At 53.1% G+C, this 21869-nt stretch carries 25 protein-coding genes and 1 pseudogene; 3 read left to right on the top strand and 23 right to left on the bottom strand.

Annotation, left to right across the window (positions count from 1 at the left end):
• Position 1: 1 nt before the first annotated feature.
• The 4 genes from U5L07_09750 to U5L07_09735 form a co-directional block, all read right to left on the bottom strand.
• Positions 2–1045: an AIR synthase family protein gene (locus tag U5L07_09750; protein ID MDZ7832020.1), complete on the bottom strand. Its 1044-nt coding sequence runs from the start codon at positions 1043–1045 to the stop codon at positions 2–4.
• Positions 1038–1346 (bottom strand): MTH1187 family thiamine-binding protein, encoded by a 309-nt coding sequence (locus tag U5L07_09745; GenBank protein ID MDZ7832019.1) that lies wholly within the window; start codon positions 1344–1346, stop codon positions 1038–1040. Before U5L07_09745 ends, U5L07_09750 begins: the two co-directional genes overlap by 8 nt.
• Before the next feature lie 169 nt (positions 1347–1515).
• A complete protein-coding gene (locus tag U5L07_09740; protein ID MDZ7832018.1) occupies positions 1516–2778 on the bottom strand; it encodes an aminotransferase class I/II-fold pyridoxal phosphate-dependent enzyme in 1263 nt (420 codons plus the stop codon).
• A gap of 25 nt (positions 2779–2803) precedes the next feature.
• Positions 2804–3181: a transcriptional regulator gene (locus U5L07_09735; GenBank protein MDZ7832017.1), complete on the bottom strand. Its 378-nt coding sequence runs from the start codon at positions 3179–3181 to the stop codon at positions 2804–2806.
• 87 nt (positions 3182–3268) lie between these two features.
• On the opposite strand from U5L07_09735, the gene U5L07_09730 reads away from it, so the two are divergent.
• The gene (locus U5L07_09730; GenBank protein ID MDZ7832016.1) at positions 3269–3526 is read left to right on the top strand and encodes an aminomethyltransferase beta-barrel domain-containing protein; all 258 of its coding nucleotides are present in this window, start codon (positions 3269–3271) and stop codon (positions 3524–3526) included.
• On the top strand, positions 3514–3951 hold the full coding sequence (locus U5L07_09725) for an MOSC domain-containing protein (protein MDZ7832015.1): 438 nt from the start codon (positions 3514–3516) through the stop codon (positions 3949–3951). Before U5L07_09730 ends, U5L07_09725 begins: the two co-directional genes overlap by 13 nt.
• Positions 3952–4296: 345 nt before the next feature.
• Here the strand turns inward: U5L07_09725 and U5L07_09720 are convergent, their stop codons facing one another.
• From U5L07_09720 to U5L07_09670, 11 genes are all read right to left on the bottom strand, one after another.
• Positions 4297–4449 carry a hypothetical protein gene (locus U5L07_09720; GenBank protein MDZ7832014.1) on the bottom strand — a complete coding sequence of 51 codons (153 nt, stop codon included), beginning with the start codon at positions 4447–4449 and terminating at the stop codon, positions 4297–4299.
• 45 nt (positions 4450–4494) lie between these two features.
• Complete coding sequence (gene glgP / locus U5L07_09715; GenBank protein MDZ7832013.1) at positions 4495–6618, bottom strand: alpha-glucan family phosphorylase; 2124 nt, start codon at positions 6616–6618, stop codon at positions 4495–4497.
• A 101-nt stretch (positions 6619–6719) separates the two neighbouring features.
• Positions 6720–7001: a glycogen-binding domain-containing protein gene (locus U5L07_09710; protein MDZ7832012.1), complete on the bottom strand. Its 282-nt coding sequence runs from the start codon at positions 6999–7001 to the stop codon at positions 6720–6722.
• A gap of 61 nt (positions 7002–7062) precedes the next feature.
• The gene (locus U5L07_09705; protein ID MDZ7832011.1) at positions 7063–8211 is read right to left on the bottom strand and encodes a radical SAM protein; all 1149 of its coding nucleotides are present in this window, start codon (positions 8209–8211) and stop codon (positions 7063–7065) included.
• On the bottom strand, positions 8130–8567 hold the full coding sequence (locus tag U5L07_09700) for a hypothetical protein (protein ID MDZ7832010.1): 438 nt from the start codon (positions 8565–8567) through the stop codon (positions 8130–8132). The genes U5L07_09705 and U5L07_09700 overlap by 82 nt, the downstream gene beginning before the upstream one ends.
• Before the next feature lie 63 nt (positions 8568–8630).
• Positions 8631–9005, bottom strand: a complete 375-nt coding sequence (locus U5L07_09695) for a hypothetical protein (protein ID MDZ7832009.1) — start codon at positions 9003–9005, stop codon at positions 8631–8633.
• A 321-nt stretch (positions 9006–9326) separates the two neighbouring features.
• The gene (locus U5L07_09690; protein MDZ7832008.1) at positions 9327–9578 is read right to left on the bottom strand and encodes an ArsA-related P-loop ATPase; all 252 of its coding nucleotides are present in this window, start codon (positions 9576–9578) and stop codon (positions 9327–9329) included.
• On the bottom strand, positions 9578–10240 hold the full coding sequence (gene arsD / locus U5L07_09685) for an arsenite efflux transporter metallochaperone ArsD (protein ID MDZ7832007.1): 663 nt from the start codon (positions 10238–10240) through the stop codon (positions 9578–9580). The genes U5L07_09690 and arsD overlap by 1 nt, the downstream gene beginning before the upstream one ends.
• Before the next feature lie 169 nt (positions 10241–10409).
• Positions 10410–11588 carry a cyclopropane fatty acyl phospholipid synthase gene (cfa, locus tag U5L07_09680; protein MDZ7832006.1) on the bottom strand — a complete coding sequence of 393 codons (1179 nt, stop codon included), beginning with the start codon at positions 11586–11588 and terminating at the stop codon, positions 10410–10412.
• An 80-nt stretch (positions 11589–11668) separates the two neighbouring features.
• A complete protein-coding gene (locus tag U5L07_09675; protein ID MDZ7832005.1) occupies positions 11669–12625 on the bottom strand; it encodes a patatin-like phospholipase family protein in 957 nt (318 codons plus the stop codon).
• Positions 12626–12945: 320 nt separating this feature from the next.
• Positions 12946–14322 (bottom strand): sigma 54-interacting transcriptional regulator, encoded by a 1377-nt coding sequence (locus U5L07_09670; GenBank protein ID MDZ7832004.1) that lies wholly within the window; start codon positions 14320–14322, stop codon positions 12946–12948.
• 300 nt (positions 14323–14622) lie between these two features.
• On the opposite strand from U5L07_09670, the gene U5L07_09665 reads away from it, so the two are divergent.
• Complete coding sequence (locus U5L07_09665; GenBank protein MDZ7832003.1) at positions 14623–15810, top strand: double-cubane-cluster-containing anaerobic reductase; 1188 nt, start codon at positions 14623–14625, stop codon at positions 15808–15810.
• 182 nt (positions 15811–15992) lie between these two features.
• Here U5L07_09665 and U5L07_09660 read toward each other — a convergent pair whose 3' ends face one another.
• The 8 genes and pseudogenes from U5L07_09660 to U5L07_09625 all read right to left on the bottom strand — a co-directional run bounded on the left by U5L07_09660 (position 15993) and on the right by U5L07_09625 (position 21847).
• Positions 15993–16346, bottom strand: a complete 354-nt coding sequence (locus U5L07_09660; protein ID MDZ7832002.1) for a hypothetical protein — start codon at positions 16344–16346, stop codon at positions 15993–15995.
• A gap of 8 nt (positions 16347–16354) precedes the next feature.
• A complete protein-coding gene (locus U5L07_09655) occupies positions 16355–17227 on the bottom strand; it encodes a universal stress protein (GenBank protein MDZ7832001.1) in 873 nt (290 codons plus the stop codon).
• Positions 17228–17261: 34 nt separating this feature from the next.
• Positions 17262–17435: pseudogene (locus U5L07_09650) on the bottom strand (arsenical-resistance protein).
• Between the two features lie 55 nt (positions 17436–17490).
• Entirely contained in the window at positions 17491–18375 is an 885-nt protein-coding gene (locus U5L07_09645) for an arsenic resistance protein (protein ID MDZ7832000.1), read from the bottom strand.
• Complete coding sequence (locus U5L07_09640; GenBank protein MDZ7831999.1) at positions 18267–18698, bottom strand: hypothetical protein; 432 nt, start codon at positions 18696–18698, stop codon at positions 18267–18269. Before U5L07_09640 ends, U5L07_09645 begins: the two co-directional genes overlap by 109 nt.
• 24 nt (positions 18699–18722) lie before the next feature.
• The gene (arsA, locus tag U5L07_09635) at positions 18723–20501 is read right to left on the bottom strand and encodes an arsenical pump-driving ATPase (protein ID MDZ7831998.1); all 1779 of its coding nucleotides are present in this window, start codon (positions 20499–20501) and stop codon (positions 18723–18725) included.
• 226 nt (positions 20502–20727) lie between these two features.
• The gene (locus tag U5L07_09630; GenBank protein ID MDZ7831997.1) at positions 20728–20907 is read right to left on the bottom strand and encodes a hypothetical protein; all 180 of its coding nucleotides are present in this window, start codon (positions 20905–20907) and stop codon (positions 20728–20730) included.
• Positions 20908–20950: 43 nt separating this feature from the next.
• Positions 20951–21847, bottom strand: a complete 897-nt coding sequence (locus U5L07_09625; protein ID MDZ7831996.1) for a permease — start codon at positions 21845–21847, stop codon at positions 20951–20953.
• Positions 21848–21869: the final 22 nt, after the last annotated feature.

Raw genomic sequence — 21869 nt, 5'->3', positions numbered from 1 at the left:
TTTATCCATCATTGTTGCCCGGTGAAAAGAACAATTCCCAGAAAGGATCCACACCGGGTTCTGTCAGTTGCGTTGTTTTGCCGTTTTTGCACACCGTGGAATGGTTAGGGCTTTTATTGAAAAACCCGAGCTCATAGCTGTCAATACCCGCTTTGCTCCAGGCATTTCGGATTCGCGCCGCACTTTCCGGCAACACTGAGGCCAGAAGGGTGCCCTCGCTTATGGCGTACCACGGATCAAAACCCAGGGCGTCGGCCACGGCAACAATATCAGGCGGTATATTCACACCGTCCGGGTTTACATGCGCCGGGATGCCCGCGGCTGCAGCCATCTCGTGCACGCCGCCGAGAACCCCTCCCTCGGTGGCATCATGCATCGCGTGAATGCCCCCTTCAGCAAACGCCGTCAATGCGTCTTTTACCACAGAAATCTGCCGTACGCGTGCCAGCGCCTGTTGCAGCGCCTCGTTTGAGATACGGCTGCCGAGCCGACCCCTATGAACTACAGAAAGCAGCGCCACGGCCTCTATGGCAGGTCCTTTGGTCATCAAAATAACGTCGCCGTCTTGTGAGCCCCCCGGCGAAACCCAGGCCGATCGGTCCGCAAATCCCCATACCGTGACGCCGCCGACAATAGGGACGGTTACGGCGTCATACCAGCCCGTATGGCCGCCCGCAATGCTGATGCCAAGATCGGATGCCGCATCGGAAATTGACGTTACAATGGTTTTGACATCATCTTCCGTGGATGACGAAGGCAGAAGCAGGCTATAGGTCATAAACTGCGGCGCAATCCCTGTTACGGCGACATCGCTTGCACCGATATGCACGGTGAACCATCCCATCAGGTCCAGCGGCAGACCCGGAGCAGGAAAAATCGGATCCTCAGCGATGGCCATTACCCTGCCGTCTTTAAGGTCCAGAACAGCCGCATCCAAACCGGGGCCGGGGCCGAGAAGGATTTGTTCCGAAAAGGCCCCGAAACGGGATCCGAGAAGCGCCTTCAGGCGACTGGGCGGCGGCTTTCCCACACGATTCTCATTCATGGGAGACACTCCTTCCAAGTACCGCCTCAACGTCACTGACTTTCCCCTTCAGCCGCCCTTTTGCCCCTTGGCGATCATCGATGGCGATATGGGTGAGAACGCGCGGCGCGGCCGTCTTCATATGTTGATGGCACTTCATAATTACTTCTATTACTTTTTCCGAATCGCCTTCCACGGTTGTTTGCATCGCACCCATGACATAAACCAGTCCGGACTGCTCGATAATGGGAACGATCCGGGCGATGTTTTCCTTGAGTTCCTCGCCGGTTCCGACAGGAACGACAGAAAAACTGGCAATCATATTTCCCCCTCTTATAAAATGATTAGTGCCCGAACGAAAACCAGGATTTTTTGTTAAGATCAAGGAAGGCGAAAATTTTAACCGCAGGCATACTCGAAGTATTCTGAGGATTAAAATTTGAGCCTGACACAGATATTGGCGAAAAAGACGGTTTTCGTTCAGGCACGATTTATCCTGACAGGCGATCCAGGGCCCGGCCCAGATCCTCACAGATGTCCTCCACCGCTTCGATGCCCACCGAAAGCCGGACCAAATCCGGGGAAATGGAGAGCTTCTGCCGTGTTGGTTCGTCAAAAGAGAGATACTGGGACGAATAGGGGTGAATGACAAGGGTCTTGCAGTCTCCGAGGTTGGCAAGATGATAAACCAGATTCAAGCCCTTGATGAATTTGAAACACTCATCCTCGTTTTTCAGGCCAAACGCCACCACCCCGCCACATCCTTTATCTCCGAATTGTTTCCGGGCAACAGGGTTTGACGGATGATCCGGCAGTCCCGGGTAATTGACCCACAAAACCTCGGGTCTTTTTTGGAGATATTGCGCCACTGCCATCGCGTTGGCATTGTGCCGCTCCATGCGAAGCGCCAGCGTATCGATTCCTATCATGGTCAAATATGAATGCAAAGGCGCCTGGGTCGTTCCGAAATTGATGTGATGCTCCCGCCACAGCTTGTCTATGTATGCCAGCCGGCCTTTTTTCTCGATAAAGGGCTTGAAATCCGGAAACCGTTGCTCAGGCCATGAAAAATTTCCGCCGTCTATTATAATTCCGCCCGTGGCGGCGCCGTGGCCGGCAAGGTATTTTGTGGTGGAATGGATCACAATGTCGGCGCCAAGCTCCAGGGGACGACAAAGACAGGGGGTCGCCATGGTGTTGTCCACAACCAGCGGGATTTTGTTTCCGTGCGCAATCCCGGCTGCCCGATACAGATCCGGAACATCCATCTTTGGATTTCCAATGGTTTCCAGGTAGACAAACCGGGTTTTTGCGTTTATGGCGTTTTCTATTGCATCCATATCGGTTGATTCAACCAGGCGCGCCGTAATACCATACTTTTTAAATATATTGGCAAAAAGAACATAGGTAGACATGAAAAGAGAATTTCCGGTAACAAACTCATCGCCGGCACGCAAAAGCGCAAGGCAGGCGTTGGTTATGGCCGCCATTCCCGAACCCGTTACAACGCCCTTCCGGCCTCCCTCCAATGCCGTCAGTTTTTCTTCCAGGCTTCGGTTTGTCGGATTTGTAAGCCGCATGTAGATGTGGTCGTCGGTCTTTCCGGCAAAGGTATCGCTTAGGTTTTCAGCCGTGTGGTGATGGTGCGAGGCTGTTTGAAAAATGGGCGGAAGGGTTGAGCCCTGCCAGTCACCGGGGGACTGTGCGGCATGTATAACCCGGGTATTAAATTGGTAATCGCTTTTTTGGTTCATCTCGAATCTCCCTGGTAAGGATTTATTAAGAAACTTGAGATTTCAATACCGTGCAGGATCTGCACAATATCATCTTTTCCTTCCATGTTTTGAGGGCATCTCCCTCGCAGATGGTGCCGTTGATGAACCAGCACAGGGTTCCGGCCTGAAACTCCCAGGCGGGACAGTTCCTCATCTGCTCCAAAGGACAGCCCATAACCTCCCAGCAGGGTTTTAATTCCTCCTGCAAAGCCCTCTTTCTGGTCACCAGAAAGAGCATCTGTCTTTCCACATGAACCGGAACCGAGCGCCACCCCTGCTCATAGCTGTGCACAGCCTTGATCGAGGTGCCAAGGAGCTGCGCCAGCTGCCGCTGGGTTTTATTGAGTTTCTTTCGGACGATTGAAAATTCTTTGCTGTCCATATTGACTTGTATACCACAATGTGGCATACAAGTCAATATGTGAATGCTTCGGGGGCCACGAACAGCTATACAAAGGCAAGAAGGATTTTGATAGCTTCCCAGATAAACTGGATCGCGGTGGATGGGCTAAAGCAGGCTGCTGAACTGAAAGCCAAGATCAGATACGCTCACAGGGAAGCTGAAGTCATGGTTACTCCTCTGGATAAGGAGAGGCTCCACGTGGAGTTCAAGCTACCGCAGATGGCAATTGCCCCGGGCCAAACGATAGTCTTTTACGATGGCGATACCGTAGTGGGCGGGGGGATAATAGAGAAAAAAGGAGAGAACAAGATATGGGCAGAATAATCGCTGTTTGTCAAAGTTTCGACAAGGGCACCAGAAAAGAGCCTGTAACCGAGGGGTTTTTAAAAGAGGACTACGGCCTTTTGAGTGATGCCCATGCCGATTGCTGCACGCACCGTCAGGTAAGCCTGCTGGCGATGGAAAGTATTAACAAGATGCACAATCAGGGTTTTAATGTCAGCCCCGGCGACTTCGCCGAGAATCTTACGACAGAGGGGGTTGACCTGACCTCCCTGCCGGTGGGCACCTGTCTTTCTGTTGGGTTTGAGGTCCTCCTGGAGGTTACCCAGCTCGGCAAAAGATGTCATACGGGCTGTGCCATCTATCGTGAGATAGGCAGATGCATCATGCCAAAAGAGGGACTATTCGCCAGGGTGATCCAAGGAGGATCTGTGAAGGCAGGGGCTAAAATAGATATAAAGAAATAAATATAAGCGGAAGCAGATGGTGCGCTATTACGGCTCTTGCTCTGACAAGGCCCCCGGGAGGCGAAAAAAGGCGCGTTGATAACAATGTATCGGCCATGGCGGCGCCGACGCTGACATCTTCGGCCATGCGGCGGAAATGGGTGCAGGTGATACAGAAAATTTACCATGTGGCCCCCCTGTTGTGCCCGAAATGCCAGGAAAGCTATGTGCCCGGCTGGTCTGTCCCATGGTCCGGGGGAGACCGATCATAAGACAGGGGCAATGGATGTTGCCGCAAAACAGCAAAATGGATTATGAGAAACGATTTGTCTGGCCGGGGCCATAACTGACCTCGAAGACCGGCACTCAATGCTCCTGGAGTTTTTTGTCCACCTTTTTGGCCAGGTGATCCCGGACAAATTCCATGGCCTTATCCCGGTCCTCGTCCAGGGCAATGGAGAGAATCTGCCGGACTTCTTCTTTAGAAAGTTCCATTTGTATGTCTTTGAGTCTTCGCATTGTTATTTCCCGATATTGAAAAAAGATCTCTTTGGCAAGGGCCTTTTACCGGCCGCATCCGTAGAACTTTTCCGCGTATTGCTTTATCATCCTTCTGGCAGAAAATTTCGGGGCGCATGTCTTTATGGCCTCTTTCATAAACCTGACCCACTCGTGGGGCACGCCGTCTTCATCCGCCTTATAGTAGGCGGGTATTATTTTTTCCTCCAGCAGGCGGTATAGCTGGTCTGCATCCTCGTGGTTCCTGCCGGTTTTTTCTGCGGAGCTGCCGAAGTTCCAGCCGTTTTTGCCGGTAAAGCCTTCCAGCCACCAGCCGTCCGGGATGCTCAGGTGCGGCACCCCGTTTAATGCCGCCTTCATTCCGCTGGTGCCGCTTGCCTCCATCGGCGGCACAGGATTATTTAACCACACATCCACACCGTGGACCATGTACTGGGAGAGCTGCTCGTTGTAGTTTTCCACAAAGGCCACCCTTCCCCCGAGTTCGGGGCTGCGGGCAAATTCAAATACCCTGTGGATCAGTTCGTGCCCCTTTGCGTCATCAGGATGGGACTTGCCTGCAAAAATGATCTGAAGCGGCCGCCAGGGATGGTTCAGCATTTTTTTGAGCCGCTCGATGTCGGTAAATATCAGATCCGGTCTTTTGTATTCGGTAAACCGCCTGGCAAAGCCCAGGGTTAAAACCGAGGAATCGAGCATAGTCCCCATGCCCGCAACCTGGGAGGGCTCTGTCTCCCCGGCGTGCCATCTGTTTCTTGCCTTGTGCCGGACATAGTCAATGAGTTTTAGTTTCAGCCAGTAATGGGTCTGCCACAGCTCCCGGTCGGGTATTTCCTCTATGAACTCCCATATGGCCTCATTATCATGAGCGCTGTACCAGCCTTCGCCGAAGTACTTGTTATAGAGAAGTCTGATTTTGGGCTCTATCCAGCTGGCCAGGTGGACCCCGTTTGTGACGTGATCGATGGGAACCTGTTTGTCATCCCTGTCCGGCCACAGGGCCTGCCACATTTTCCTGGTAACTTCCCCGTGTCTGCGGCTTACCGCATTGCATCCTCCTGAAAGCTTCAGGGCCAGTACCGTCATGTTAAATCCCTCCTCCGGGCGCTCCGGATGGCGCCCCAGATCCAGGAAGCTTTCTTTTTCCAGTCCCAGCCTGGGCCAGTAAGTCTGAAAGTATTTTTCGATCAGTTCAATCGGGAACACGTCATGGCCCGCCGGCACCGGCGTATGCGTGGTAAAAAGGCTCATGTTCCTTATTTTCTGCCTGGCTGTTTCAAAATCGTCTCCCTGCTCCACGAATTCCCTTGCCTTTTCCAGAAGGGCAAAGGCTGCGTGCCCTTCGTTTAAATGAAGCATGGAGCACTTCCTGCCCCGGGCTTCCAGGACCCGGGAACCGCCGATTCCCAGCACGATTTCCTGGAGAAGCCTTTTTTCCCGGTCGCCGGTATAGAGCTGTTGAGAAATGCCCCTGAAGGCAGGATCGTTTTGTTCAATGTCTGTGTCCATTAAAAGCAGACTCACCCGCCCCACAGAGACTTCCCACAGGCCGGCTTCAACGGGGGGATGGTTTATGTAGGGCACCTTCACCCTGAGCTGGCTGCCGTGTTCGTTCAGTACCCGGTTGATGGAAGCCGATTCCCTGTCCAGGTGCTGGGTATGATTGTCCTGCCATCCGTCCCTGTTTATGATCTGGCGAAGATAGCCGGCCGGGTACATGAACCCGATACCCACAAGAGGAATCCCCATGTCGCTGCATTCCTTGAGGTGGTCTCCTGCCAGAAAACCCAGCCCGCCGGCATAAAAAGGAAGGGAATGGTGGAGACCGAATTCCGCGGAAAAGTATGCCACAGGGCCGGAATCCCGCCGGTGGCCCCACTGCGGCGGCGCCTCAGTAATGCACTGATTGAAGTGATACATCACCAGGTTGTAGTGTCGCATGTAGTTCGGGTCTGCAGCCGCTGGCTCCAGGATGGAGGCCGGAAGCTGCCGCAGCATGAGATCCGGATTGTGCCCGCTTTCTTTCCATGCCTGGCGGTCAAGCATTTTAAAAAGCATCCTGGCCTGGGGATTCCAGCTCCACCAGAGGTTTTCGGCCAGGTCCTCCAGGCCCTTCAGGTTTTCGGGAAGGTGAGAAAAAGTTTCGTTTCCCGGAATGTCGGCTTCCATTTAAGACTCCTTGAAAAAATTACAGTTCAAAACTCCTGCTTCAACTTGTTTTCTGCCCGCAATACGAGGGAGTCTTTGTTTTTACGCGCATCCGGCTCCAGTCAGGCACTGACAACAATAACATTGTTCAACGTCCCGTAATCATTTGCACATCGATTGGAATTGACGGGATCGAGTTGCCAGGTGCCGTCGATTCTATACTTGTATTCATATCGGCCCGGTTGCAGCATAATTACTTTTTCCCAAAATCCTCCCGGTTTTCTTTTCAAGATGTGTTTTTGGGGATTCCACCCGTTAAAATCTCCACAGATACAGACTTCATTGGCATCCGGGGCGGTCAGCCGGAAAACAATCCTCCTGCGTCCTTTGGTTGGCACCCCCATAGCGATCTCCCTTTTTTGCTCTTATGGAATCGGATTATTGTTTACAGTGATTTTTCACACATTATGATTTTCTGGCGGCGGTATTGGCCGTTTCCAGTGGTTTTTCATCTGATGCCCCGGAGTCTGCTTCAAATTCCCGGCGCCGGCGTTCGATCTGATCCCGGTCCAGGCCGCAGTGCGCCATCCACCTGCCTGCCCAGTTGCTGTAGCCGTCTTCCTGCCAGGCCCGATCCATTATCTTCCTGACGCCTTCGGCGTACTGGTCCATTTCTCCCTCCAGGCGGGTAAACATGATTTCGGCGCCTTCATGGGTTGGGCTGGCACCGTGTTTCCGGATAATCCGCCACATGGTCTGCGGATGATCAATCATGGGACAGGGGCGCAGGGTATTGTAGCAAAAGGGCTGCCCGGCGCGAATTTCCTGAAAAAATGAAGAATCCAGCGCTTCGGCCAATGGCTTGTCATGAATGTTGTCAGTGGCAAAATGGCAGAAAATGCAGGGTTCCACATCCCCGCGATGGTTGATGTGAAAATACAGCCGGCCGCCTGCGATACAGCCGCCCGACAGGACCCCGTCATTCCAGAAATCCACCAGCAGCAGCGGCTTTTCTTCGCGTATATGGGACTGGAAACGCCGCATCTGGTCCCGCTGTTCGGGGGTCGGCATGAGATCCATCTCCGGATCACTGCCCACCGGCATAAACAGGAAATACCATCCGTAGAGCGCACCTTTTTCGACCAGAAAATCAATCCACTCGTCTGAGCAGAGCACGTCCATGTTCTTGCGGGTGACCAGCGAAGAAAACCCAAAGGCACATCCTGCTTCATAAAGCCGGTCCATGGCCCGCACGCAGGCATCAAAGGAGCCTTTGCCCCGCACCGAATCCGTGTACTTCCGCGGCCCGTTGATACTGATCTGCGGGGCCACGTTGCCCATCTCCACCAGGCGTTCTGCGGTCTTTTCATCAATGAGCGAGGCGTTGGTATAAATCTGGTAAAATGATTTGTCGTGTTTTTCCAGCACTTCGAACAAATGGGGATAGACAAACGGCTCGCCGCCCAGGATGGTAAAAAAATTGATGCCCATTTCCTCGGCTTCGATGAGCAGGCGGTCAAACACTTCCGGGCTCATGTCGTCTTTGCGCTCATAACTGCCGGCATAGCATCCCTCACACCGGTAGTTGCACCGCATGCTCGGAGATATGAGCATGACAGGCGGCGGCTGGATGCCGAATTTTTTCTGCGCACGGTCCGGGCTTCCGGATCCCGGAAGAACATGCCGGCCACCATCCGGGCCACATAACGTTCCCGCACCCGCGGATGGGTGTTTTGCACCAGCCGGTGCAGAAACTGCCGGCCCGGCCCGTTTTCACGCATCCAGTGATGAAACCAGCTGCGGATCATTTCCTGCTTTTCACCGCTGGCAATATGGTCCACCGCCTTTAACAAGTACTTTGCGTTTTTATCCGGATCCTTTCCCAGATACTTCAATGCCTGCCCCAGGGCCTTTTCGGCCATGAGGCGCCTATGCATCATCTCCTGCCATGTTTTTAAATGCAGCGTCATAATGACCTCCTTAATCCATTGTCATATTGCTGCCGTGTTGTTTCCCCGGTTTCTCAAAATCCGTTATTTCCGGGTATATTTTTGATCCGGTCCGCTGTCGGCTGTGTCCCTGGCGCATTCGGCCTCTTCAATCTCCTGCCCGAAAGGTTCCGGAAGCAACCGGGTATCGCCGACATCGCAGTCGATGACGCGGACCTGTTTGCGCTCGAACCAGTCGCGGAAATGCAGGGGCATGAACCTGCACAACAGTTGATCAATGTTCAGGGCCACCAGGGTGCGGGCCAGATCCCATGGCTCCTCATAAGGCATGGGTCTTTTCCGCCGCCCCAAGACCCTGTCTCCAATGGTTTCAACAAGGAGCACATGGCTGCACCATGCAAAGTGAAACGCGACCCGGTTGCAGCAGACCGGAATGGCTGTAACAACGGGCTTGTTCATATTATATATCCTTATTTCATAATGTTGCCGGGACAAGTCGACCTTTCCCATGGCTTTACCATAGTTATAGCAACTCTCGTGCCAATTCATGCCTATGCCAGGAGCACAGCTTAAGATTCTGAAATAAGGGTGTTTTAAAACAAAACAGCAGGACAGAGGAAAAGACAGGGCAAAACATCTGTTTCAACGCATGAAACTGTTTCAACAAATGTTTTAGCAAATGTTTCAAGATAAGACCGGTGAAAAGACCCCACCGCGTCCTGGGCGGCAAAAAAACTAGCCGGCGTGGAGAGCAGGGCTCTTGCTTGTCCTGATTAAGCGTCACTGCAGGGTTGGATTAAAAATACTTTCTTCCGCACCGGAAAGGACCATCTTTTCTCCCTGGTCCGCCATCCACGGGAAGATAGCCACCCGGCCGGCGGCGCTTGACTGCACCTCTTTGAAATATTTCAATTCGTTTAATCCGTGTGCGGCCAGGGCCGTGGCCAGCATGCAGGATACGGAAGTTTTGCCCACGCCCCCTTTGCCGGTGAAAAATATGAACCGCGGAGCGCTTTGCATAATCTCTTTCATCAGCAGCACCCCCCTCCCGGACAGCATTCCCCGGAAGCCGCCGTTGTGCTGCCCGTAAGAGAAATCACGCCGGCGCCCTGGATGGTATTTTTGCCGGAACCGGCTGTATCTAAGGGTTCATCGAGTCCCAGCAGCTCAAACAATTCTTTTTTGTCCGGATACCGGCCGGATACGACCAGTTCATCGTCGACGTAGACCAGAGGGAGTCCTTCCTGGCCCAGTTCGGCCATGGATTCCCGTACGGCCTTGTTTTCGGCAAAGGCCTGGGGCTCCTGGGACAGGTTGAAGCGATGGACCTCGATGCCTTGAGCTTCCGCCTTTTTGAGCATTCCGGCGAACTCAACGAGTTGCTCGCTGACACTGGTGCCGCATACCCCGGTGGAACAGCACATGGGCGGGTCGTATACCTTAAGGGACACGGCCTTTTTCTTTTTTTGCAAAGACATTGATTCGGCTTTTGCATCAAAGGATTGTTGGATAAACTGGTGCATGGCATTCATGCCGCCTTTCTGCACCTGGGCGCCGATGGCAAGGGCCTGTTGGATATCCGCCTCGCTGATGCCCAGTTCATCGGCCCGATCCACGTGATGGGTCAGGCAGGGCTGGCAGTTTGCCGCCACTGATGCCCCGATGGCAATGAGTTCTTTTGTTTTTTCCTCCATTTTCAATCTCCTTCTAAAATTTATTTTCAATGCTTATTTAGCCAATTGTCTAAATAAGCATTGAAAATAAAGCCTGACACCGGGGTTGTCAAGAAAAATTCTTCAAATGCATTTCTTCCTGGTCGGTGATTTCAATGACAATCAAAATATCTCTCCATGTTCCGGTTTTTCAGGCAAGCCTGCATGCGGGCCGGGCGCAGCCCTTTTTGGTCATGACAATCTGCCAGAGATTGGTATGCCGGGCACGAAACACACCGGCGCAACTCAGCAGGTAGAACTTCCACATCCGGTAGAAACGCTCACCGTATTGTTCTTTGTGCTTCTGCCAGCAATTTTCAAAATTTTCATGCCAGGCCATCAGGGTTTTGTCATAGTCGGGTCCGAAGTTGTGCCAGTCTTCCATGACGAAAAGGCCTTCCATGGCCCGGCCGATCTGGCTGATCGAAGGTAGCATGGAATTGGGGAAAATGTATTTGTCCAGCCAGGGATCGGTCGTGGTGGCGCTGGCATTGCCGCCGATGGTCTGGATCAAGGCGATGCCGTCGTCTTTCAGGCAGCGCGCGGTGGTTTCCATGTAAGTCCGGTAATTTTTATATCCCACATGCTCCAGCATGCCCACAGACAGCACGCGGTCATATTGTCCGGTTACATCACGGTAGTCCTGGAGCTTTATGTCAACGGGCAGCCCGCTGCACAGATCCCGGGCCAGATCGGCCTGCTCCTGCGAGATGGTAATGCCGGTGACGTTTGCGCCGTATTTTTCCGCAGCATATCCGACAAAAGATCCCCAGCCGCATCCGATGTCAAGAACGCGCATCCCCGGGGAAAGTTCCAGTTTCCGGCAAATCAGGTCCAGCTTGGCTTCCTGGGCTTCGTCCAGGTTCTGCGCGCCGGCCCAGTAGCCGCACGTATAGGTCATCCGATCATCGAGCATGTCCCGGTAAAACGCGTTGCCCACGTCATAATGGCGCAAACCCACCTCATAGGATCGCTTTCCTTTCTGCAGGTTCAGGAGCCGGGCGTTTAGGGCGTGCAGATAAAATTGCCAGTTCCCTTCAAAATATTTTTTCAAATCCGCCCGAAAAATCCGGTTGAAAAACGCGTCCAGTGCAGGGCAGTCCCACCACCCGTCCATATAGCTTTCACCAACGCCAATGCTTCCCTCGCTTATGACCCGGTCATACAGGTCGTTGTTATGGACAATGATGTCATGGGGCCTGCCGCCGTTAATTGTAATACCGGCATGATCCAGGGCCTCCTGGATATATTGCCGGGAGCTTTTGGCTCTCCCCAACACGGAGGAGAGAATACGCGGCTTTTGATAAATACCGGATGTTGTTGTTTCCATGTCTGTCCCTCCATTTGATTTGTTTCTTTCCAGTACAAATCTCCTGTTTCCATGTGAACGGTCACCTACAGCCGGCTGGGTCAGATACAGTCTTTCCCGGGCAGCGTATCCTTATAAAGGTCATGAGCATCACATTCACGGCGCAGCACTTCTTTCCAGGACACACCCTCCCGGGTCAGTTTTTCACAGATGAGACCGGCCGCTTTTCGTCCTTCGGCAATAATTTCTTCAAAGCAATGAAAATCCGTCCACAAAAACGGCTTGACCTCCGGCACGATCAACAGATCGGTCTGCCGGGCGTTCCAGTCGTTTAAATGCGCATTCATGATTTCCACCGCGCGGCCCATGATGTCGATGCCGTCCTCGAGCAGCGGCGGGCGGCAAAGACAGCCCCCCGCATCCACGCCGACAACGAGATCCGCACCTGCGGACCTGGCCATTTCGGCCGGAATGTTGGTCACAGCCCCGCCGTCGATCAGCATCATGTCGTTCCAGCAGACCGGCGGCATGAACCCCGGGATCGCGCAGCTGGCCATCACCGCCTTTATCAGGGGCCCCTTACTGAGGGCCGCGGCCTGCCCGGTTATCAGGTCAACCGCCGAGACAACCAGGGGAATGCTCGTCTGTTCAATATCGATGTCCGGTAGAAAGGCCGCCACACCCTCCTGCAGGTCTTCTTCAGACATTACAGCCATTCGGAACATATTGCAGCCCACCAGAATCTCTTTGCCCCAGGATCGCAGGAACCGGTCCAGAAGATGATTGGCCTCGCGGTCACTTTTGCCGAAACGGACGAATCTGCGAATCCCCTTGATACCTGGTTGATCCGAACCAAACACCTCCTCCACGCGCGTTAACGTCTGACAGATATCGGCATTGGCCGCATATGCCGCTCCGGCCAGGGCGCCGGCGCTGCTGCCGACGATCAGATCCGGCCGGAGGCCCGCATCTTCGAAGGCCTGGATCACACCCAGATGCGCCAGGCCCCTGGCGCCCCCGCCTCCGAGTACCAATGCAATGGTCGGTTTTTTCTTCATATGCGATCCCGTTCTGTTGGTTTTTAATGACCTCTGCTCTTCTGAAACAAGGTATTTCGTGCCCAAAAGACGGGGCCGAAAGACGTTAAGGCCATGATCTATTATCTACCCTTACAGATAGCAAATTTTATGCCGAACAAAGCAGACGAGTGAGATAAAATACTATCTCTTTGAAATAAATATTTTTTCTTTATAAAGCAGAAAATGCCAAAACAGGATGGGAAAAGGCAGGCGTTTCATATGGTGAAACAGTTTCACAGAGTGTTTTACTTCATGTTTCAACTCCGTTTTGCCCGGGGGCACCGCTGCGGCCGCCTGCATTAAAGGCCGTACTTTTTTATTTTCCGCCACAACGTCGAGCGGCCCATGCCAAGAGACCTGGCGGCCATGGAGCGGTTTCCGCGGCAGTTCTCCAGAACGCTTTTGATTTTCAGGGCTTCTTCTGCCTCATGGGGCAGAAGCTCGCCACCCCAGTCTTTAGAATTTGGATCCCGGCGCTCCCTGATTTCGTCGGGCAGGTGCTCCAGTTCGATCCAGCCGTTTTTACAGGCGATAAAGGCGAACTCGAGGATATTTTCCAGTTCGCGGATATTGCCGGGAAAGGGATAATCGAAAAGCGCGGCAAGGGCCTGGGCTGTGGCGCCCTGAACGGCGCGGCCCTTGATCAGGTTGAATTTCTGAATGAAATGATCGACCAGAAGGGGGATATCCTCTTTTCTCCGGGCCAGGGGCGGCAGTTGAATCCTGGCCACGCCCACCCGGTAGTAAAGATCGGTCCGGAACTGCCCCTGGCCCATCAGCTCCTGCAAATCCTCGTTGGCTGCAGTGATCAAACGAAAATCCGAATGCCGGGGCCCGGATGACCCCAGCGGGGTGAACTGCCCGTCTTCCAGGACCCGCAGCAGATCCGCCTGAAAAGACATGGAGGTGGCGCAGATTTCATCCAGAAAAAGCGTGCCCCCGTCGGCCATCTCAAACCGTCCCTGCCGGTCCTTGACAGCACCGGTAAAAGCGCCCCTCCTATGCCCGAAAAGCTCGGATTCCAGCAGCGTCTCAGGAAGGGCGGCGCAGTTGACCGCCACAAAAGGGCCGTCTTTGCGCCGGCTCAGCCGGTGAATCGCTTTGGCCACCATTTCCTTGCCCGTGCCGGTGTCCCCCTCGATGAGCACCGCGCTGTCGCTTTCGGCGATGTCGGGCAGAAAGGAAAGGATCTTGCGCATGGCCGGTGACCGGCCGATAATATCCTCGATGGTATAATCCTGGGTCACCTGTTTGCGAAGCTTTTCCAGGTCCGTAAGATCGCGGATGGTTTCCACAAGTCCGGTAGCCCTGCCCTGTTCGTCGTAGAGCAGCCCGCAGTTGATAGCAACCGTTTTTACCGTGCTGGACTCACCGATAATCCTTGTTTGCCGCTCCCCGGGGGAGACCCCGCCGGCCAGCAGATCATCCACCGGGCATCTGCGGCGGCACAGCTCGCTTTGAAGCACCTCATAGCATTTGCGGCCGATCATGTCATCGGCGCCAACCCCGATAATCGCCTCGGCCGCCGGATTGGCATAGGTCACGGTTTTTTCCAGGTCAAAGGTGAGAACCCCTTCCCGGATGCTTTCCACGATCGTGCAGCAGTGTGACGGCGGCAGCGCCATAAATCGGCATGAGGTAGGGCTTGAGGGTGGATCAAAATTTTGTTTGGTCATCAACATCGTCCTTTCAGCAGCACGCAACAAACCAGAATTATATAATAATTATATCGGTTTGGAATGCCGAGGTCAACGGTTTTAAATAAGCCGTATTTTTCGGAATCATTCAATTGTGATGGTTTCGTAAAAAATCGCGATCAGACGACTTTTCACGAAGTCGTCAATTGTACTTATCGAATAAATCTATAGAAACATAACTATCCATAGAAATTAAAAATTTGACACACTTCATACGCCCGGCCTATACGATTGATCCATTGCATGAAAACCGATCAACATCCGGAAAGGAGTCAATTGATGAGCAGCAACGCGCCGACGGAACCGCTGATGAACGACGGGCTCGACAGTGAGCCCCCGGCCAAACGGGCATTGCAGTATGTATTGCAAAAAAAGGAAGAAGGCTGGCCGGTTGCCGGCATCTATTGCGGATACGCCCCCATTGAACTGATGCAGGCCATGAAAATCGTGCCGGCACTGCTGTGCGCCTTTTCCAGGGTGCCCATCGAATCGGCCGAAGAAGTGCTGCCCGCCAACCTGTGCCCGCTGATCAAGTCCAGCTACGGATTTATCCGGGAAGGGACCTGCCCGTTTTTCTCGGCGGCCGACGTGGTGGTGGCAGAGACCACCTGCGACGGCAAGAAAAAGATGTTTGAGCTCATCGCGGAACTGCGCCCCTTACATGTCATGGACCTGCCGCAGATGCCCGAGCAAAACGAGGCAAAAGCGGTCTGGCGGCAAATGATTGTAAGGCTCAAAGACTTTCTGGAGCGGCAAACAGGCCGGTCGGCCACGGAAGAGCAAATCGAGGAGGCCATCTCCTGGTCCAACCGGAAAAACCGCCTGGCACGGAAAATATTTGAATATGCCGCGCTTTGCCCCCCGGTGATCTCCTGGAAGGAGATCTATGACATCTCCTTTCTGGCCATGCCCTCGGCCGGCTTTGACGTCATCCCCCTGCTGGAGGAAAAACTCGAAAAACTGGAAAAAAGAAAGCAGGCCGGCCGGTATTTCGGCACCCCGGACGCCCCCCGGGTCCTGGTGACGGGGTGTCCCATCGGAGGCGATGCCACGAAAATATTCAAGGTCATCGAAGAAGCCGGCGGGGTCGTGGTGGCACCGGATTCATGCACCGGCACAAAAACGTTTAACAATGAAATCGCGGAAAACACCGGCGATCCCATCGGCGCCCTGGCAGAACGATACCTGAAAATCCCGTGCGCCTGCATGACACCCAACACCGGGCGCATGACCGCCCTGTCGAAACTCATCGAAACCTACCGGCCGGACGTGGTGGTCGATTTTATCCTGCAGGCATGCCACGGATACAACGTGGAATCCCGCCGGATCGCCGATCACGTAAAAAACCACCACGGCCTGCCTTTTTTAAAGGTGGAAACCGATTATTCGGATGCGGATACGGGCCAGCTCAAAACCCGGATCGAGGCGCTTTTTGAGACCCTGCCCAAGGCGGCGGACGCCAATTGACCCCCGACCCGCTTTCTGCTGCCATCAAAAAAACTGCCCTACCAAAGTTCCGGCCGCCGGATAGAGCCCGGCGGCCGGTTTTTCTCAGATCTCCGGATCAGCGCAAACCTTTGGATTCACTGCGCGGAGAACAGCACCCCCGGCCGCCTTCATCCTTCTTTTTTTCCGATTCCTCCTGCTGGTTATCCTGCTCTGCGTCCTCGAGCTCGATACTGCAGCAGCTGGGGGAAAAAATAGGTGGGATTTTCATTGAATTCTTTGGCCAGTTCATCCATGCGGGGATTCTGTCCGGGCCGGTGGGCAATCAATTGTCTGCGCAAATCCGATTTCCGATGGATCCGTTCCATTTGCAGCGGTCCCTGGTACAGCCGGTTCAAAAATTGAATAATCCGGTCAAGGACCATTGCAGAGACCGCACTTTCATACAAAAATATCCGGGAAATCTTTTCTCCGTCATCCGGATGAAAATCATCGTTCATCCATCGCATGGTGAGATTGAACAGTTCATCCCGGTGGGTCATGGCGGTCAGATACATGATCTCTTCTACCGAAGACCCGGAACCAGCAATACCGGTGCCACAGAATGACGTGCCACGTTATGGCTTACGCTGCCCAAAAAGAACTCTCCCAAAAAGCCGCGGCCCTGTGTTCCCATGACCACCAGTTGCACATTGTCCTCCTCCACCAGACGGCTGATCTCTTGAAAAGGTGAACCATAACCGACCTGGATATCGACCTGGGGCCCGCCTTTTTCCAAAAGAACCTGTTTCAGGTTTTCAAGGCGGTCCTGGCTGTGTTTTTTCAGTTCTTCCAACCGTTCTTCCAGATACCCTTCTATCATGTCCTTATCCTGGACATAAATCAAAGTAACTTTCCGGGCCCCATCCGCCACCAGCTGTTCAACATAAGTAAAAGCATTATCAGCGATCTCTGAAAAATCTGTGGCAAACAAAACATGATCCTTGAAGCTGCAGCGCATTACCTCGCATGCATCCTCTTCCCCCTGTTTTTTTTCAACCGGCACCACCAGAACCGGTTTTACGGTTTTATTGATGATTCCGTAGGCGACTCCGCCAAGCAGTTTTTCCTCCACCAGAGAGTGGCCCTGCGCTCCCACCACAATCAGGGAATAATCTTCCTCGACCGCAATGCGATTGATCTCTTGCTTGGGACTTCCATAGACAGTTCTGGCCTCAACCACAAAGCCGTCTTTCTGTAATCTCTCTTTTTGTTCATTCAGCATTTGTTTCAGCGGCTCAACATCATAGGCCAACGCTGTCGATGATGCATCGCCAAAGCTCAGACATTGAAGAAGCAGGCATTGCTCGGCACCATAGGCCGTTAATCCGCTCAGGCTTTCTACCACTGCAAAGGATGCGGGCGAAATATCCGTGGCTACAATAAAATTTTTAAACATGGGATTCTCCTTTTTATAAATGTGTTTTTATATGTTATTGAGTAGGAAACCAGTGGGTTGTGCGGTTTGCCACTTTGACCAGAAACAGCATGACCGGGACCTCCACCAGCACACCGACAATGGTGGCTAAAACAGCCGGAGATGACGCACCGAACAGGGTGATGGCAACGGCCACTGCCAGTTCAAAAAAATTGGAAGCACCGATCATCCCGGTCGAGTTCATTCTCGCCCCATGCTACTCTTTCAGAATGTCGACCTTTCGCTCATTGAAACCTTTTCAACGCCTTAATCCGCTCTATATATTTATCAATCAGCGAATCCTGCTTTTTTATCATCTGTTTCAGCCCTTTCATATCCTCGATAAGCTCGGCGATGGCCGTGTCATAGTTACTGGATATCTTCGTTTTCTGATCAGCGCCGGTTGATCCGGCAGGAAACCAATGGCGGGTATTGTTAGCGAAACGTACAAGAGCCAACATCACCGGGACCTCCACCAGCACACCGACAATGGTGGCCAAAACAGCCGGGGATGAGGCACCGAACAGCGTGATGGCAACGGCCACCGCAAGTTCAAAAAAATTGGAAGCACCGATCATGCCTGCCGGGGCCGCAACATTATGGGGCAACCGTAATATTTTTGCCGCCAGATACGCGATAAAGAAAATCACCGTGGTCTGTATTACGAGGGGAACGGCAATCAGAACGATATGCAGCGGGTTGCCCAGGATCACATCCCCCTGAAAGGAGAAAATCAGCACAAGGGTCAGCAACAGCCCGCCAATGGTAATGTTATTGAATTTCGGGATAAAAGAATTGTTGAAATAGTCCTCCCCCCTGTTCTTGATAACGAGATTCCGGGTGATGATACCTCCTGCCAGGGGAATCACCACAAACAGAAAAACCGAAAGCAACAGGGTGTTCCAGGGGATGATGAACCCGCCCACACCCAGCAGCAGCGCCACGATGGGGGTGAAGGCAACCAGGATGATCAGGTCGTTGGTGGCCACCTGAACAACGGTATATGCCGGATTTCCTCGGGTCAGATGGCTCCAGACAAAGACCATGGCCGTACACGGGGCTGCCCCGAGAAGTACGGCGCCGGCCAGATAATCCCTGGCCAGATCCGGCGGAATAAGGGCCTTGAACACCACGTAGAAAAAAACGCGGCAATACCGAACATGGTAAAAGGTTTGATCAGCCAGTTCACCACCCAGGTTAAAAAAAGGCCTGTGGGCTTTTTGCCCACATCCTTGATGCTGGCAAAATCCACCTTCATCATCATGGGATAAATCATCAACCAGATCAGAACCGCTATGGGAATGGACACTTTTGCGTATTCAAATTTCGACAATACTTCGGGAATCGCCGGAAGAAACTTTCCGATCAACACCCCTGCAACCATGCACAGCACCACCCATACCGTCAAATTCTTCTCAAAAAAACTGATTCCTGCTGTTTTGTCCTGTTCCATTCTTTTGAATCTCCTTGTGTTAATTTATTGTTCAACCGCATACAAATACCGCAAATTCTCCGCACCGTTCAATTCCCTGGCCACCCATGGAGAAATAACCATTTTTTTTGCATGGCGGTCAAGGATCTCATTCAGATAGAACAGTTCATCCGCACCCTTGGCGCAGAGCGCCGGATCCCGGGTTCCTGAAAAAGCAAAACAACGATTCACAATCCAGCCGAAAGGCTCAATGCCTGCTCTTTGGAGATCCTCCTGCAAAGCTGATGCCTCATGGGTGGGCGTGGCTTCGGCCAAGGCCACGATGAGCACCTTGGTGAATTTCGGATCCCGAACCCGGGGCAGCAGTGTTTTAACCGCTTCCGGCAGCTCATCCACGGATTTGGCCACCTCCCGGTGATAAGACTGGGTGGCATCCAGCAGCAGCAGGGTATGGCCGGTGGGGGCGGTGTCCAGAACCACGAATTTGTTTTCCCCTTTGGCCACCGTATGGGCAAAGGCCTGGAACACCGCAATTTCCTCGATACAGGGAGAGCGCATCTCCTCTTCCAGCAGGGCCATGTCATCGCCGGAAAGGATGCTGCGGTTTTTTTCCAGCACATTGGTCACATATCGATCGGTTTCTGCTTTGGGGTCAATGCGCTCTATTGTCAGGTTGGGCAGGTCCTCTCCGATGGTCTGGGCCACATGGGCCGCAGGATCTGTGGTGGACAAGATCACTTCATGTCCCCGGGTTGCCAGTTCAGCGGCAATAGCGGCCGCCATGGTGGTTTTGCCGACACCACCTTTGCCCATGGTCATGATCACCCCTTTGCCTGCTGCTTCCAGTTCTTTGAAAAAATCCGGCCATTGCCCGGCCCGGCTTAACACCGTATCTTTCTGCTCATCCATCTGCTGGATTCTATCGGATGTCAGCTCATCGGTATGGCCCTGATACACACTTTGCAGAGCTTTTATCCCCATGACACCGGCAGGCCGGAACGGCACTACAGTTGACGGCATAGCCTGGAGTTCTTTTGGCATAGCTGCCATGGCTATAGATGATTTTTCAGCAAAGGTCATGGCAACAGGGTCATCGGAAGCAGGCGTGAATACACCGTTGATAATCAGATGCTGGTTTTTCAATCCAAGTTCACCCAATTCTGAACTTGCGCGACAGGCTTCCTGAAACGACATGCCCTCAGCTCTGGAAACCATGACCAGCAGGGTCCGCTCCGGATCTTTAAGGGCTGCCACCACCTGCTCGAACATGATTTTCTGTTCCTTGAGTCCGGCAATGGGCCCAAGGCAGGAGCTGCCGGTCTGGTTGGAGGCGATAAAGTCATTCCAGGCAGACGGCAGGTTGAGCAGGCGCAGGGTATGGCCGGTGGGGGCCGTATCCAGCACAATATGATCATAGGCCTGCATGGTGGTATCATCTCCCAGGCGCTTGGAAAATTCGTTGAATCCCGCAATTTCCACCGTGCATGCCCCGGAAAGCTGTTCTTCCATCTGAGCGACAGCCGCATCGGGCAGAACTCCGCGATACGGTCCAACCATGCGCTCTTTGTATTCCGCAGCCGCGTCAATGGGATTGATATTCAAAGCGAAGAGGCCGGGAACGGCCGGTATGGGCACGGGTTCCGAAGACAACGATGTTTCCAGCACCTCATCCAGATTGGATGCCGGGTCCGTGCTGATCAGCAGCACCTGTTTGCCCTGCTCTGCCAGGCCCAGGGCCGCGACACAGGCCATGGATGTTTTGCCCACGCCGCCTTTGCCGGTGAAAAACAGATACCGGGGTACTTTGTTGAGTAAAGATTTCATCAGCAGCACCCCTCGTCATCCAGCAATGCCTTGACCTGTTCATTCATTTTTTTCTCCTTGCATGATCCAATGTAAATTATGGTTTGAAATTTTTTAGTTAGTCAATTAGCAAATCAACTAAATGAAACATATGCTTTCAAATTCACTTTGTCAACATAAAAACCACCGGGGCTAAGTTCCGGCCGCCGGCTATAATCCGGCGGCCGGTTTTTCTCAGATCTCCGGATCAGCGCAAATTTCCGGATTCATTGCGCGGCGAACAGCACCCCCGGCCGGCTTCATTCTGCTTTTTTTCCGATTCCTCCTGCTGGTTCTCCTGCTCTGCGTCCTCGAGCTGGACACTGCAGCAGCTGGGTTTACTTCCGAAAATTTTCTGCAGCAACCCTTTTTTCTTTTCTTCGGCCATAACTTGCCTCCTTGTTTTTGACAGGGTTTACACCTGATGTAGGTTACAATATCATATTAAATGCGTATCCGCCGATCACCGCGGTTGCAAAAACAACAAACACGAATGAAGCCACCAGCCGTTTTTTAAATATTCCTGCCAGCATGGTCATCTCCGGAATCGCCATACCCGCGCCGCCGATGATCAGTGCAATCACCGCCCCCATGCTCATGCCTTTTTCAGCCAGAGCCAGTCCGATGGGAATGGCCGATTCGGCCCGGATGTACAAGGGGACCCCGATGACCGCGGCAATCGGTATGGCCAGCGGATTGTCGGGCCCGGCCGCTGTCACGATCCATTCCTGTGGAATATATCCGTAAATCACAGCCCCGATCCCCACGCCGACCAGGAGATAGATCAGCACCCCCCGGAAATCGGTCCAGGCAGAAGCAAAAGCGCTTTTCAGCTTATCCGGAAAAGCCGCCGGAATTTCCGGCTCTCCGCTGTCGCAGCACCCCCCTTTTACCCGGACGTTTTTTACATACCGGCCGCCTCCGGTCTTCTCCAGAACGATTCCAAAGCAAATGGCGCCCGCAAAAGTAACTGTAAAATAGATCAGACAGGCTTTTAAGCCCATCAGAACCGCAACCATTCCGATAATAATGGGGTTGAGCAGCGGGGATGCGATCACAAATGTCATGACCGGACCAAAAGGCGCCCCGGCGTTGAGAAAACCAAGCGTCATGGGGATTGTGGAGCAGGCACAAAACGGGGTCAATGCCCCGGCAATGCCGGCAAGGAAATTGCCGAAAATGCCCCGCCTGGAAAGCCACTGCCGGAGGCGGTCACGGGGAATATACATTAAAATCAGGGCCACAATTGCGCTAATTCCGATAAAAAGGACTGTCAGCTCAGCGGTAATGACTGCAAAATATTTCAGCGAAGTAAAAAGATTGTTCATTATGCCCTCTTAAAAGTTGTCA

The sequence above is a fragment of the Desulfobacterales bacterium genome (assembly GCA_034520365.1).
Lineage (GTDB): Bacteria > Desulfobacterota > Desulfobacteria > Desulfobacterales > Desulfosalsimonadaceae > M55B175.
This window is presented reverse-complemented; position numbering and strand designations above follow the sequence as displayed.

Excerpts from the sequence above, each read along its gene's own strand:
- U5L07_09750 (MDZ7832020.1), bottom strand. The coding sequence starts at position 1,045 with ATGAATGAGAATCGTGTGGGAAAGCCGCCGCCCAGTCGCCTGAAGGCG.
- U5L07_09745 (MDZ7832019.1), bottom strand. The coding sequence starts at position 1,346 with ATGATTGCCAGTTTTTCTGTCGTTCCTGTCGGAACCGGCGAGGAACTC.
- U5L07_09740 (MDZ7832018.1), bottom strand. The coding sequence starts at position 2,778 with ATGAACCAAAAAAGCGATTACCAATTTAATACCCGGGTTATACATGCC.
- U5L07_09735 (MDZ7832017.1), bottom strand. The coding sequence starts at position 3,181 with ATGGACAGCAAAGAATTTTCAATCGTCCGAAAGAAACTCAATAAAACC.
- U5L07_09725 (MDZ7832015.1), top strand. The coding sequence starts at position 3,514 with ATGGGCAGAATAATCGCTGTTTGTCAAAGTTTCGACAAGGGCACCAGA.
- U5L07_09720 (MDZ7832014.1), bottom strand. The coding sequence starts at position 4,449 with ATGCGAAGACTCAAAGACATACAAATGGAACTTTCTAAAGAAGAAGTC.
- glgP (MDZ7832013.1), bottom strand. The coding sequence starts at position 6,618 with ATGGAAGCCGACATTCCGGGAAACGAAACTTTTTCTCACCTTCCCGAA.
- U5L07_09710 (MDZ7832012.1), bottom strand. The coding sequence starts at position 7,001 with ATGGGGGTGCCAACCAAAGGACGCAGGAGGATTGTTTTCCGGCTGACC.
- U5L07_09705 (MDZ7832011.1), bottom strand. The coding sequence starts at position 8,211 with ATGCTCATATCTCCGAGCATGCGGTGCAACTACCGGTGTGAGGGATGC.
- U5L07_09700 (MDZ7832010.1), bottom strand. The coding sequence starts at position 8,567 with ATGACGCTGCATTTAAAAACATGGCAGGAGATGATGCATAGGCGCCTC.
- U5L07_09695 (MDZ7832009.1), bottom strand. The coding sequence starts at position 9,005 with ATGAACAAGCCCGTTGTTACAGCCATTCCGGTCTGCTGCAACCGGGTC.
- U5L07_09690 (MDZ7832008.1), bottom strand. The coding sequence starts at position 9,578 with ATGAAAGAGATTATGCAAAGCGCTCCGCGGTTCATATTTTTCACCGGC.
- arsD (MDZ7832007.1), bottom strand. The coding sequence starts at position 10,240 with ATGGAGGAAAAAACAAAAGAACTCATTGCCATCGGGGCATCAGTGGCG.
- cfa (MDZ7832006.1), bottom strand. The coding sequence starts at position 11,588 with ATGGAAACAACAACATCCGGTATTTATCAAAAGCCGCGTATTCTCTCC.
- U5L07_09675 (MDZ7832005.1), bottom strand. The coding sequence starts at position 12,625 with ATGAAGAAAAAACCGACCATTGCATTGGTACTCGGAGGCGGGGGCGCC.
- U5L07_09670 (MDZ7832004.1), bottom strand. The coding sequence starts at position 14,322 with ATGACCAAACAAAATTTTGATCCACCCTCAAGCCCTACCTCATGCCGA.
- U5L07_09665 (MDZ7832003.1), top strand. The coding sequence starts at position 14,623 with ATGAGCAGCAACGCGCCGACGGAACCGCTGATGAACGACGGGCTCGAC.
- U5L07_09660 (MDZ7832002.1), bottom strand. The coding sequence starts at position 16,346 with ATGTATCTGACCGCCATGACCCACCGGGATGAACTGTTCAATCTCACC.
- U5L07_09655 (MDZ7832001.1), bottom strand. The coding sequence starts at position 17,227 with ATGTTTAAAAATTTTATTGTAGCCACGGATATTTCGCCCGCATCCTTT.
- U5L07_09640 (MDZ7831999.1), bottom strand. The coding sequence starts at position 18,698 with ATGGAACAGGACAAAACAGCAGGAATCAGTTTTTTTGAGAAGAATTTG.
- arsA (MDZ7831998.1), bottom strand. The coding sequence starts at position 20,501 with ATGAAATCTTTACTCAACAAAGTACCCCGGTATCTGTTTTTCACCGGC.
- U5L07_09630 (MDZ7831997.1), bottom strand. The coding sequence starts at position 20,907 with ATGGCCGAAGAAAAGAAAAAAGGGTTGCTGCAGAAAATTTTCGGAAGT.
- U5L07_09625 (MDZ7831996.1), bottom strand. The coding sequence starts at position 21,847 with ATGAACAATCTTTTTACTTCGCTGAAATATTTTGCAGTCATTACCGCT.